Origin of the sequence: Campylobacter sp. CFSAN093246, assembly GCF_012889415.1 — a bacterium.
Classification (GTDB): Bacteria; Campylobacterota; Campylobacteria; order Campylobacterales; family Campylobacteraceae; genus Campylobacter_D; species Campylobacter_D jejuni.
Genome location: NZ_CP040613.1, coordinates 1,548,004 through 1,560,877, shown reverse-complemented (window position 1 = coordinate 1,560,877; position 12,874 = coordinate 1,548,004). Strand labels below are relative to the sequence as shown.

Below are 12,874 nucleotides of genomic sequence, written 5' to 3'. Positions count from 1 at the left end.
ATTTAAGGTAATTAATCAATGAGAAAATCAAAATTTGGAACAAAGGAAATTAAGATCTTAGGACTTTCTTCACTAGGAGGAACTTTAGAATTTTATGATTTTATTATTTTTGTCTTTTTTGCTGAATATATAGCCAATGTATTTTTTCCTAAAGATATGAGTGAATTTTGGGCTTTATTAAATACTTATGGAGCATTTGCAGCTGGATATTTAGCACGTCCTTTGGGTGGTATAGTTATGGCACATTTTGGAGATAAATTTGGGCGTAAAAATATGTTTATGCTAAGTATTTTACTAATGGTTCTTCCTACCTTTGTCTTAGCTTTTATTCCAGGTTATGAAACTCTTGGGTTTTTAGCTCCTGTTTTATTGATACTTATAAGAATTTTTCAAGGCATAGCTATAGGTGGAGAATTGCCTGGAGCTTGGGTTTTTGTAAGAGAGTATTGTCAAGAAAAACAAAAAGCTTTCTTTTTAAGCTGTTTAAATTCAGCTATGGCTTTAGGAATTTTGTTAGGAAGTATAGTATTTTTAATCATTAATGCTTTTTTTAGCATAGAAGAAATTGCTGCTTATGCTTGGCGTATTGCTTTTTTTGTAGGTGGAATTTTTGGGATTATTTCTATTTATTTGCGTAGATTTTTGCAAGAAACTCCTGTTTTTAAACAAATGAAAAAAGAATCATCGCTTAGTTCTTTTCCGCTTAAAGATTTATTTAAAGAAAAGGATATTGTAAAAAATTTATTTTCATCAATGATGATGACTTGGGTTTTAACAGGTTGTGTTATTGTGCTTGTTTTATTGATGCCTAAATTTATGCCTAGTATTTTAAATTTAAGTGGGGTTGAAGGAAGTTATTTACAGATATTAGGAATTTTGGGAATAGCTTTAGGCGGGGCTTTTATGGGTTATCTTGTAGATAAATTTGGTTTATTTAAAATTTGCATTTTCTTTTCTTTAACTTTTGTATTTTTTTCTTTTTTATATTTTTATGCTTTATATGAGCTTAAAAATTTGGTTTTGGTGTGTATTTTGTATTCGATTATTTGTTTTTTAGGTGGGATTAATGTGTTCGCACCTATTTTAATGAGTGAAGTTTTTAGAGCTAAAATAAGATTTTCAGGAATTTCTTTTTCTTATAATATTTCTTATGCAATTTCAGGCGGTATTACTCCGCAACTCGTTTTTTGGCTTAATACACTTGCGAGTAAAAATGAAAATCCATTTTTATATGGTATGAGTATATATATGATTTTTTTAGCGTTATTGGCTATTTGTGCTGTTTTTATAGTAAAAGATAAAATAAAATTTTGATAATCACTCTTAAAATGTTATAATTAAAATTATATTTTGGAGTTTATAAATGCCTTTTATTATGGAATTACTTAAGCAAAATAAATTAAAGTTGATTTCTTTTTTGCTTTTTTCTTTTATTACAAGCGCTGTTGGAGTTTTAACTCTTGTTTTTATCAATGATTATTTGCTTAAAAATGCACAAAACATTCCTATTTTTTATTTTATTGTTTTGCTTTTGATTTTTTTTATAAGTTCTACCATAGTTGAACTTAGACTTAGTATTTTTGGACAAAATTTTATTTTTAAAATGCAAAGGCGCGTAGTAAAGCAGATCTTAGACACCCCTTTGTTAAGAGTCGCTAAAGTAGGTAAGGCTAGAATTTTAGCTTCTTTGGGAAGTGATGTGAGAAATATATCTTTTGGGCTTTTAAGATTGCCTGATTTTTTACAATCAAGTATATTGATTTTATGCACTAGTGTTTATTTATGTTATCTTTCACCACAAATTTTTGCTTTGTGTGTGGTATGGATTATGGTTATTTTTATTACTAATAATTTTTTGATGATGAAAGTATATCAGTATTTTAGAAAGGCAAGGGAAAATGATGATGCTTTGCAAAATAATTACCAAAATATACTAGATGGACATAAAGAACTTTTGATCAATCGTGATAGAGCCAAGCTTTATTATGAAGATGAATTTGAAAATAATGCAAGATTGAAAAAGAAAAATAGTACTTTAGGTAATCTTTTTAACAATCTCTCAAACAACTGGACAAATGTAACTCTTTTGGCTTTAGTGGGTGTAGAGTTTTACTTAGCTTTAAAATTTGAATGGGCAAGTGTTGCAGATGCTACAACTATAGCTCTTTCTATTTTGTTTTTACGAACCCCTTTAGTATCTATGATAGGATCTTTTCCTACTTTGCTTTTGGCAAAAATCGCTTTGGATAAGATCGCAAAATTGGAATTAGATGATTATATAGAAGGTTTTAAAAAAACACATTATATCAGTGAATGGAAAAAAATTTCTTTTAGAAATACTCAATTTGCTTATGAAGAAAATTTTCATTTAAATCCTGTAAATATAGAACTTAAAAAAGGTGAATTGGTATTTTTAATAGGTAAAAATGGAAGTGGTAAATCCACTTTTTGTATGCTTTTGACAGGACTTTTTAAGCCAAGCAAAGGCGGAATTTATGTTGATGATACGCTTATAGATGATAAAAATTTAGATGAGTATAGATCTCTTATTTCTGCTGTTTTTAGCGATTTTCATCTTTTTACTAAAACCTTAAATAAAGAAAATTTTGCAAGCGAAGAAAAAATTGCTTTTTGGTTGGAGTTTTTAGAACTTAAAAATAAAACAAGTGTCAAAGATAATGAACTGACCTTAACCAAACTTTCTACAGGGCAAAAAAAGCGTTTAGCTATGCTTATAGCCTTGCTTGAAGAAAGGGATATTTTAGTGCTTGATGAATGGGCGGCTGATCAAGATCCTGTTTTTAGAAGATTTTTTTATAAAAAACTTTTACCTTTGCTAAAAGAGCAAGGTAAAACAATCTTTGCTATCACACATGATGATGCATATTTTGATAGTGCTGATAGAATTTTCTTGGCTCAAAATGGTGAAATCAGCGAATTAAAGGGTGAGAATATAAAGGAATTAGCTAAAAATTTAGTAGAAAAATTTGATTAAAGCCCAAAATGGGCTTATATTATTTATCATAGAGCTTTTTTTCTATATCGATATAAAATTTAGCAATTTTTCCATAAGCAACTTCCCAAGCTTTAAGAGTGGCTTCATCAGGATTTAAAAGATTTTTAATAGCCTTTAAAAGGCAAGCTCCAACTATAGGATAATGCTCTTCTTTAACTCCTAAATTAACATGAGTTATGGCAACTTTATCAACAAAGCTTCTCATATTTTCCAAATTTTCTATATTTTTAGCCGCCATTAAAATCGCCATTGCTAAAGCTTTTGGTTGTTCTCCTGAAATTTGTTTTTCCATATTAAACATAGGTTTTACCTCAGGATAATCATTAAACATTATTTTATAAAACTCATTGGTTAAATCCTCTCCATTTTTTTGCAAAATAGGCACACAATCTTTGATGATTTGAATTTGTTCTTTTGTCATAGTTTCTCCTTTTTGTTGTAAAAGAGATATTTTATATCTTAAAAAGGAGAAAAAAATTGACTTGTGTTAAAATTATGCTCAAAAATATAAATTTAAAATTATCTTTAAATTATTAAATTATATAATTGATAATAAATTAAAAAGAGGGACTATGGCAAATTTTAAAGCTTTTTATAATGAGGCTAAGTATATTTTTAAGGATAGAATTTTTAATGATTATGCTAGATGCTATGCTTATGGCATTGATGCGTCGTGTTATTTTTATATTCCAAAAATAGTGATTATTGCTAAAAATGAAGATGAAATTAAGCAAATTATTCAATTAGCAAATACTTATAAAACTCCTATAACATTTAGAGCAGCAGGTACAAGTTTAAGTGGACAAAGCTCTTGTGATGGAGTACTTGTAGTGATTAAATTTGCCTTTAAAAAAATAAAAATTAACAAAGACGCTAACGAAATTACTTTAGGATGCGGTGTAGTAGGCATTCATGCTAATGAAAGTCTTGCTTTTTTGAAGAAAAAAATAGGACCTGATCCAGCTACTATAAATTCAGCTTTAATTGGAGGGATTATAAATAACAATTCAAGCGGAATGTGCTGTGGAACTAAGGATAATAGCTATAAAACCTTAAGAAGTATTAGGGTGATTTTGGCAAATGGTAGTATGCTTGATACCAGCGATGCTTTAAGTGTGGCTCGATTTAAAGATGAAAATAAAAAATTAATTAATGAACTTAGAGAGATCAAAGAAGAGATTAATGCCAATAAAGAATTAAAAGATTTAATAATCAAAAAATTTAAAATCAAAAACACCACAGGTTATAGCCTTAATGCCTTTGTTGATTATGATGATGAAATAGATATTTTAGCACACTTGCTTATTGGCTCTGAAGGGACTTTGGGATTTGTAAGCGAAGTTAAGCTTGCTGTTTTGGATGATTTGGAATTTAAGGCCTGTGCTTTATTGTTTTTTGATAATATCAATAATGCTGCAAACACTATAAAAGAATTTGCTAAAGTTGATTTTGTAAGTTCTGCTGAAATAATGGACTATGCAAGTTTAAAAGCTGCATCAACTTATGATGAGTTAAGAGATATTTTAGCTGATATTAAAGAGGGCAATACTTGTGTATTGATCCAAAGTGAGCATAGTAATGAGCTTAAGCTTGATGAAAATATAAATAAAATAAAAGAAATTTCCAAACTGGCTTATAAGTCATATTTTAGCAAGAATAAGGCCGAATATGATTTATGGTGGAAGATTAGAAAAGCACTCTTGCCTATAGCAGCTAGTCTTAGAAAGGCAGGTTCAACGGTAATTACTGAAGATGTGTGTTTTAATATCGAGGATTTAGCCGATGGAATTAAAAGCATTCAAGAATTGTTTTATAAATATGGCTTTGGTGATAATGGAATCATTTTTGGCCATGCATTAGCAGGCAATATCCATTTTATTATCACACCGGATTTAAACAATAAGCTTGAATTTGATAATTTTTCAAATCTAGTTAAAGAAATGTCTAATATAGTAGCTTCTTATGGTGGAAGTATAAAAGCTGAACACGGCACAGGGCGTATGGTGGCACCTTTTGTGGAGGTAGAGTGGGGTAAGCAAGCTTATTTGATCAATAAAAAAATCAAAAGTATCTTTGATAAGGATAGTTTATTTAATCCCGATGTAATCATTAGCGATGATAAAGATATTTATAAGAAAAATATCAAACAAGTCAGTTGGATTGATGAGAAATTAAATACCTGTATGGAATGTGGATTTTGCGAAAGATTTTGTCCATCAAATGAATATACAATTACTCCAAGACAAAGAATTGCGATCTTACGAGAGATTAAACGCCTTGAAAGCTTAAATGATGATGAGTCAAAAGCAAAATTAAAGGATATTAAAAAATATTACAATCATTTAGTAGACAGCTCTTGTGCTGCTTGTGGGGTGTGCTCTTTTTCATGTCCTTTGGGGATTAATTTTGCTGATTTTTCATTAAAATATAGAAAAAATAATATAGGATTTATATCTAAAATTTTAGGAAATCTAGCATATAAAAATCATGAAAAAACTCTAAAAATTGCTAAATTTTCATTAAGTATCGCAAATAAATTTGATAATTTAAGTCTTGATAATAAGCTTGAAAAAGCAAGCAATTTTCTTAGCATTATACCAAGAACTAGGGCGTATTTGCCTAAGGTGAATGATTATGAGCTAAAAAGTCATAAAAGAGTTTGCAATGTGGTTTATTTTACAAGCTGTCTTAATAAAAGCTTTAAACCAAATGAAAAAATGCATGATAAAAGAAGTTTGCAAGAAGTATTTGAAAGCTTGTGTAAAAAAGCAAATATAGGCATTATTTATGCACCCAATGATTTATGTTGTGGTAAGGCTTATGAGAATTTTCAAGATATTCAAGATAAAAATATACAAAAAATCAATGACTTTTTAAGCAATATAGACTCACCCATAGTGTTAGATCATAGTGCTTGTAGTGCTAAGTTAATTAGTGATCATTCAAAGTACGAAATTTATGATTTAAGCGAGTATTTATTAAAATTTATTGCTCCCAAGTTACGCATTGATAAAATCAATGAGAATGTAGGATTATATATCATGTGTGCTGCTAGAAAGCTTGGTTTAAATGAAAATATAATTAAGCTTACAAAGCTATGTACGAATGGAAAAGTATTAATAGATAATGATACCTATTGTTGTGGGTTTGCTGGATACAAGGGCTTTTTCAAGCCTCAATTAAATATTAGTGCTACAAAAGGCTTTAAAAAATTTTATGCCAAAACAAATATTAAGCGCGGGTTTAGTACATCAAGCACTTGCGAGATAGGATTAAGCGATGCTACGGGTATATCTTGGCAGCATATAGCGTATTTATTGGATGAATGCAGTGAAGCAATTTAATTGATAAATAAAACTCCATAATTTAAAGCAAATTATCCCCCCATAGAGCTTGTGGCTTCTTATTTTTTATTTTATAATTCTTTAAAATTTTAAATTTGAGGAGTTACAAGTGCTTAGATGGTTTGTTTTACTATTTTTATTGTTTTTGAATCTTGAGGCTAAAATTCCAAAAGATACACTTATTATAGCAGTTGAAAATGAAATCGCAAGGATAAATCCTGCTTATAGCGAGGATCATGATGCAGTGATTAATCTTGTATTTTCAGGGCTTACGCGTTTTGATGAAAATATGAGTTTAAAACCTGATTTGGCTAAGTCTTGGGATATTAGTAAAGACGGGCTTGTTTATGATATTTTTTTAAGAGATGATGTTTTATGGCATGATGGAGTCAAATTTAGTGCTGATGATGTGAAATTTAGTATAGAAGCCTTTAAAAATCCTAAAAACAATTCTTCTATTTATGTCAATTTTGAAGACATTAAAAGTGTGGAAATTTTAAATCCTTCTCATGTAAAAATCACACTCTTTAAACCTTATCCTGCATTTTTAGATGCTTTAAGCATAGGAATGCTTCCTAAACATTTGCTTGAAAATGAGAATTTAAACACAAGCTCTTTTAATCAAAATCCTATAGGTACAGGTCCTTATAAATTTGTAAAATGGAAAAAAGGTGAATATGTTGAATTTAAAGCCAATGAACATTTTTATCTTGATAAGGTAAAAACTCCAAGACTTATTATAAAACACATTTTTGATCCTTCTATAGCTAGTGCTGAGCTTAAAAATGGCAAGATAGACGCAGCTTTAATCGATGTTTCTTTGCTAAATATTTTTAAAAATGATGAAAATTTTGGAATTTTGCGTGAAAAATCGGCTGATTATCGGGCTTTAATGTTTAATTTAGATAATGAATTTTTAAAAGATCTAAAAGTAAGACAAGCTTTAAATTACGCAGTCGATAAAGAAAGTATAGTAAAAAATCTTTTACATGATTATGCTTTTGTAGCTAATCACCCTTTAGAGCGTTCTTGGGCAAATTCTAAGAATTTTAAAATTTACAAATATGATCCTAAAAAAGCCGAGGATTTGCTTGTGAGTGCAGGTTTTAAGAAAAATAAAGATGGAAATTTTGAAAAAGATGGGAAAATTTTAGAATTTGAAATTTGGGCGATGAGCAATGATCCTTTAAGGGTAAGTTTAGCTGGAATTTTGCAAAGCGAATTTAGAAAAATAGGAGTTGTAAGCAAGGTGGTGGCTAAACCTGCTGGAAGTTTTGATTATTCTAAAGTAGATAGTTTTTTAATAGGCTGGGGAAGTCCTTTAGATCCTGATTTTCACACTTTTAGGGTATTTGAAAGTTCGCAAGATAGTGCTTTAAATGATGAGGGTTGGAATTTTGGACATTATCATGATAAAAAAGTGGATATAGCCTTGCAAAAAGCAAGAAATACTTCAAATTTAGAAGAGAGAAAAAAATATTATAAAGATTTTATAGATGCTTTGTATGAAAATCCTCCTTTTATTTTCTTAGCCTATCTTGATTTTGCTTTAGTTTATAATAAAGATTTAAAAGGTATCAAAACAAGGACTTTAGGTCATCATGGAGTGGGTTTTACTTGGAATGTTTATGAGTGGAGTAAATAGTGCTAAAACGCTTAGTTTTTAGTATTTTCATAGCATTTTTTAGCACTTTTTTATGTTTTGTTTTACTTCATTTTAGTAAAGGCAGTATAGCTTATGCTAATGGAGTTAATTCACAAAGTAAAGAATTTGTTCAAAGAATAGAACAAAATTTAGGGCTTGATAAGCCTTTGCTAGAGCAGTATAAAATTTGGCTTTTTAAGGCTTTAAAAGGGGACTTAGGGGTTTCTTTTTTAAGTGGAGAAAGTGTTTTAAAGCTTATAAAAGAAAGAATTTTTAATACTTTTATTTTGGGTTTTAGTGCCTTAATGCTTTTATTTTTGCTCAGTGTTTTTTTGGCACTTTTGGGATATTATTATAAAGAAAGTTTTATAGATAAAATCATCACTTTTTTAGCTTTTAATTTTTTTGCTTTACCTCCTTTTGTTTTGGCTTTATTGTTTGTTTTGATTTTTGGAATTTTTTGGAAAATTTTGCCTGTTATGGGAAGTAGTGATATAGGCTTTGAAGATGATTTTTTAAATCGTTTAGAGCATTTGATTTTGCCTGTTTTGGTGCTCGTTTTATCACATTTGGCGTTATTTTTAAGGATTGCTAGAAATTTTATCAATGAAAGTTTTTCTCAAATTTTTATTCAAAATTTATACGCTAGGGCTTTAAGGGAGAAAGATATTTATTTTTTAGTTTTGAAATATTCTTTAAGTCCTATTGTGGCTTATTTTGGGGGAAGTGCTTTAAGTTTTATGATGGGAACTTATGTGGTAGAAAGTGTCTTTGCTTACAAGGGGCTTGGATCTTTACTTTTTAAAAGTATTATTTTTAAAGATTATCCTATTGTGCTTGCGCTTATATTTTTTAGTGTTTTGCTTGCAGCATTTTTTACATTTTTAAGTGATATTGTAGCTAGGATTTTAAATCCTAGATTAAGAAGGCTTGATTTTGTTTAAATTTCTTATCATTCTTGCGCCTTTAATTTTTTTGTTTTTATGCGCCTTGTTTGCACCTTTTTTAGCTTCTTTTGATATTTTAAGCACTCATTTAGAAAATTTGCATCAAGCTCCTAATTTTACTTATATTTTAGGGACTGATTTTTTAGGCAGAGATTTGTTTTCTCGTTTGCTTTTTGCTTTGAGAAATTCTTTGATTATAGGTGTTGGTGGATCTTTATTGTCTATTATCTTTGCTTTGTGCTATTTGTTTTTAGCGCGATGTTTTTTTTATGTTTTTTGGATGCGTATTTTAGAGTTTTTTTTAGCCTTGCCTGCTTTTTTACTTATGATGTTTTTTCAAAGTATGATAACTTCTGATGTGTTTTTGATGATTTTTTTAATCGCTTTAATTCATTGGTGTTTCATAGCAAGAATTATAGAAAGTGAATTAAAAAGACTTGAAAATTTAGATTTTTACAAAGCAAATATAGTGCTTGGAAGAACTAAATTTAGAGCTTTTTTTAAAGATTTAATACCTGCTTTAAAAACACTGATTTTTACACTTTTTATATTTAATATCGTTCATGCTATAGCCACAGAAGCTACTTTGAGTTTTTTTGGACTGGGTTTAGGATTTGAAATTCCAACTTTAGGTACTCTTTTGAGTGAGTCTTCAAAAGCAGTTTTTATAGGCGCTTGGTGGATGATACTTTTTCCACTTTTAAGCTTGCTTTTGTTGTTTTTACCTCTTTTATGGTTGGGTAATTTTTTACAAAAAATTTGGGGTATAAGATCTTGAAGGTAAGAAATTTAAATATCAGTTTGAAGAATAATTTATTACTTAAGGATATTAATTTAGATATAAAAACAGGCAAAACTTTAATGATACTAGGACAAAGTGGAGTGGGCAAAAGTTTGTTAGGAAAAGCTTTGGTAAGACTTTTAGATTCTAATTTCACAATAAGTTTTGATGAATTAAGTTTTCATAATTCTTGTATTTTTAATTTTAATAAAGAAGAGCTTAGAAATTTTCGTTCTAAAGTGGCACTTGTTTTGCAAGATGCAGAGCTTAGTCTTTATCCTTATTTGGATATTGGAAATTTATGTCATCTTGTTTTAAAAACTCATACAAAATTAAAACAAAAAGAAATAAAAGATTACGCTTTTTCTTATTTTCAAAAATTAGGATTTGAAAATCTTGATCGTTTGTGGCATTCTTATGCTAATGAATTAAGTTTGGGTATGGCAAGAAGGGTGAGCCTAGCTTTGGCATTATTAAATCAACCCCAAATTTTAATTTGTGATGAAATCACAGCTTCTTTGGATAAAGAAAACGCTTCTAAGATTATATCGATTTTAAAAGAATTAAAAAATACTACAGCCTTAGTTTGTATCACTCATGATTTAAATTTGGTAAATTCTTTAGCAGATGAAATTCTTATGCTAGAAAAAAATAGTTCAAATTTATATAGCTTAGATGAGTTTTTAAGGTATTATAATGCTTAAAGTTTGTAATTTAAGTAAGTTTTATGAGCTTAAAAAGCATTGGTATTTAAAAAAAGAAAGACATATTATTTTTGATAATGTCAATTTTTCTTTAAATGAAAATGACAATTTAATAATTTTAGGTAAAAGTGGTGCAGGTAAAAGCACATTAGCTAGAATTCTTTGTTTTTTAGAAGATCCAAGTGAGGGTGAGGTATGGTATGAAAATCTTAACTTACACAAGCTTGATAAAAACAAACAAAGACTTTTAAGAAAGCAAATTCAATATTGCTTTCAAGATCAAAAAATGGCTTTAAACCCTTATAAAAAAATCAAAAATCTTATACAAGATGGTTTGGAAAATTTTAATTTACAAAAGAATGATGACTTGATTTTAGAATTTTTTGATTTTTTTAGTCTAAAAAAACAAATTTTAGAACAAAAATCCTATGAGTTAAGCGGAGGAGAAGCCACACGTGTAGGTCTTATCCGTGCTTTGGTTTTAAATCCTAAATTGTTGATTTTAGATGAAATTACTTCAGCGTTTGATATTAAAACTTCTAAAGAAATTTTAACTTTTTTATATGACTATCAGCAAAAAAATAATATTTCTTATATATTTATAACCCATCAAAGTGATCTTTTTTATAAATTTAATCATAAAAAATTAAAACTTTAAAAAATATTTTTTAATATAAGTTTCAATATAGAAAGTTTAGAGTAAAATAAAGAAAAGTGTAAATTTAATTTTTGTTGTGGAGTGATTAAAGTGCTTTAAAAAAGGAGAATAAATGTCTCATATAGATGCTTCGCATCCTTATTTTGGTATTTTTTTAATGCTGGTACTTGCTAGTGTTATTTTTTTTGGACTGGTTTTTTTAGCTTCAAAAATCGGTAATAATTTTGCCGCAAAAAATCGCAAAAAATTAGGACTTGGAATTTATGAATGTGGTCCTATTCCTGTTAAACAAGCTAACAAGATTAACTCTCAATTTTTCATCATCGCCTTAATCTTCATACTTTTGGATATAGAAGTTGTGTTTTTATTTCCTTGGGCTTTGATTTTTAAAGATTTAGGTTGGTTTGGATTTTTAGAAGTTTTTGTTTTTATCGTACTTTTAGGAGTTGGATTTTTATATGCTTATAAAAAAGGAGCGTTTGCATGGCAGAGCATCAAGTAAATTATGCAAGTGGTTTGCCCGTAGTTTTAACCAGTGTGGATAAGCTAGTTCAATGGGGCAGGAGTAATTCTTTATGGGCTTTATCTTATGGACTTGCCTGTTGTGCGATTGAGATGATGGCGGCTGGGGGTTCAAGATATGATTTTGATAGATTTGGAACGATTTTTAGAGCTTCACCACGCCACAGTGAAGTGATGATTATCGCAGGAACTTTGTGTAAAAAGCACGCTGAATTTACAAGAAGACTTTATGATCAAATGCCTGATCCTAAATGGGTGATTTCTATGGGAAGTTGTGCCAATACAGGCGGTATGTTTAATACTTATTCTACTGTTCAAGGAGTGGATAGAATTATACCTGTAGATATTTATGTGCCAGGCTGTGCTCCACGCCCCGAAAGTTTTCAGTTTGCTTTGATGATTTTGCAAAAAAAGATTCGCAAAGAAAAAGCAAGTCGCAAGATCGCACCTAAAAGGTTGATATGATGAGAAAGTATAGCGATAAAAAAAATGCTCAAACTCAAAATTACTACAAAGATAGATTTTATCACGCACCACACACTGTAAAATCTGATGTTAATGAAAGTGTTTTTAAAGAGGATTTTGAAGTTTTAAAAACTCAAGTAGAAATTTTAAATTCCTTTGTAGAGCTTGATTTTTGGGTAATAGAAATTAAAAAAGAAGACAATGTTAAAACCTTGCAAATGCTTAAAACTTTAGGTTATTTAAGTTTTACAGAAGCAAGTGCTATTGATTTTATAGCAGATAAAAATGGTTTTGAAGTGTTTTATCAGCTTTTAAATTTAGAAAAAAAATTAAGAGTGAGAATAAAAACTTTTGTAGGCGTAAAAGAGCGTTTGCAAAGCGTGGCTCATGTTTTTAAAGGGGCAAATTGGAGTGAGAGAGAAATTTATGATATGTTTGGAATTTTCATCATAAATCATCCTAATTTAAAACGCATTTTAATGCCTGATGATTGGTTTGGACATCCGCTTTTGAAAACTTATCCTTTAAAGGGCGATGAGTTTGCAAGATGGTATGAGATTGATAAAATTTTTGGCAAAGAATATCGTGAAGTAGTGGGCGAAGAACAAAGAGATTCTGGTTTTGCTGATGATAAAGATACGCTAAATTTTGCAAGACTTTACCATGAAGTGCCAAAAGGTGGTCAAAAGAAGGAAATTTCCTTTAAACAAGAATATCAAGAAGATGAAGGTGTGGCTTTTGTAAAAAAAGTAAAACGTGATGAAGCAAAAATTTTAGAGAAAAGGCGTTAAA

The 12,874-nt window shown here is 29.2% G+C and carries 12 protein-coding genes; 11 read left to right on the top strand and 1 reads right to left on the bottom strand.

The window, feature by feature from the left end:
• Window positions 1-18 precede the first annotated feature (18 nt).
• Window positions 19-1,314: an MFS transporter gene (locus tag FBE87_RS08020; RefSeq protein ID WP_002851344.1), complete on the top strand. Its 1,296-nt coding sequence runs from the start codon at window positions 19-21 to the stop codon at window positions 1,312-1,314.
• Window positions 1,315-1,363: 49 nt separating this feature from the next.
• Window positions 1,364-2,995, top strand: a complete 1,632-nt coding sequence (locus FBE87_RS08015) for a multidrug ABC transporter permease/ATP-binding protein (RefSeq protein ID WP_168977246.1) — start codon at window positions 1,364-1,366, stop codon at window positions 2,993-2,995.
• A gap of 19 nt (window positions 2,996-3,014) precedes the next feature.
• Here FBE87_RS08015 and cgb read toward each other — a convergent pair whose 3' ends face one another.
• A complete protein-coding gene (gene cgb / locus FBE87_RS08010; RefSeq protein ID WP_002814418.1) occupies window positions 3,015-3,437 on the bottom strand; it encodes a single-domain globin Cgb in 423 nt (140 codons plus the stop codon).
• Between the two features lie 151 nt (window positions 3,438-3,588).
• Between cgb and FBE87_RS08005 the strand changes: the two genes are divergently transcribed.
• The 9 genes from FBE87_RS08005 (at window position 3,589) to FBE87_RS07965 (ending at window position 12,873) form a co-directional block, all read left to right on the top strand.
• Window positions 3,589-6,360, top strand: coding sequence for an FAD-binding and (Fe-S)-binding domain-containing protein (locus tag FBE87_RS08005; RefSeq protein ID WP_002868309.1), 2,772 nt, complete (start codon window positions 3,589-3,591; stop codon window positions 6,358-6,360).
• 109 nt (window positions 6,361-6,469) lie between these two features.
• The gene (locus tag FBE87_RS08000; protein ID WP_002851170.1) at window positions 6,470-8,005 is read left to right on the top strand and encodes an ABC transporter substrate-binding protein; all 1,536 of its coding nucleotides are present in this window, start codon (window positions 6,470-6,472) and stop codon (window positions 8,003-8,005) included.
• On the top strand, window positions 8,005-8,949 hold the full coding sequence (locus FBE87_RS07995; protein ID WP_002851293.1) for an ABC transporter permease: 945 nt from the start codon (window positions 8,005-8,007) through the stop codon (window positions 8,947-8,949). The genes FBE87_RS08000 and FBE87_RS07995 overlap by 1 nt, the downstream gene beginning before the upstream one ends.
• Window positions 8,936-9,730 carry an ABC transporter permease subunit gene (locus FBE87_RS07990; RefSeq protein WP_021034254.1) on the top strand — a complete coding sequence of 265 codons (795 nt, stop codon included), beginning with the start codon at window positions 8,936-8,938 and terminating at the stop codon, window positions 9,728-9,730. The genes FBE87_RS07995 and FBE87_RS07990 overlap by 14 nt, the downstream gene beginning before the upstream one ends.
• Window positions 9,727-10,437 (top strand): ATP-binding cassette domain-containing protein, encoded by a 711-nt coding sequence (locus FBE87_RS07985; protein WP_002869220.1) that lies wholly within the window; start codon window positions 9,727-9,729, stop codon window positions 10,435-10,437. The genes FBE87_RS07990 and FBE87_RS07985 overlap by 4 nt, the downstream gene beginning before the upstream one ends.
• Window positions 10,430-11,095 carry an ATP-binding cassette domain-containing protein gene (locus tag FBE87_RS07980; protein WP_002851151.1) on the top strand — a complete coding sequence of 222 codons (666 nt, stop codon included), beginning with the start codon at window positions 10,430-10,432 and terminating at the stop codon, window positions 11,093-11,095. Before FBE87_RS07985 ends, FBE87_RS07980 begins: the two co-directional genes overlap by 8 nt.
• 112 nt (window positions 11,096-11,207) lie before the next feature.
• Window positions 11,208-11,597 (top strand): NAD(P)H-quinone oxidoreductase subunit 3, encoded by a 390-nt coding sequence (locus tag FBE87_RS07975; RefSeq protein ID WP_002851275.1) that lies wholly within the window; start codon window positions 11,208-11,210, stop codon window positions 11,595-11,597.
• Complete coding sequence (locus FBE87_RS07970) at window positions 11,579-12,082, top strand: NADH-quinone oxidoreductase subunit B (protein ID WP_002851253.1); 504 nt, start codon at window positions 11,579-11,581, stop codon at window positions 12,080-12,082. The genes FBE87_RS07975 and FBE87_RS07970 overlap by 19 nt, the downstream gene beginning before the upstream one ends.
• Entirely contained in the window at window positions 12,079-12,873 is a 795-nt protein-coding gene (locus FBE87_RS07965) for an NADH-quinone oxidoreductase subunit C (protein WP_002864416.1), read from the top strand. Before FBE87_RS07970 ends, FBE87_RS07965 begins: the two co-directional genes overlap by 4 nt.
• Window position 12,874: the final 1 nt, after the last annotated feature.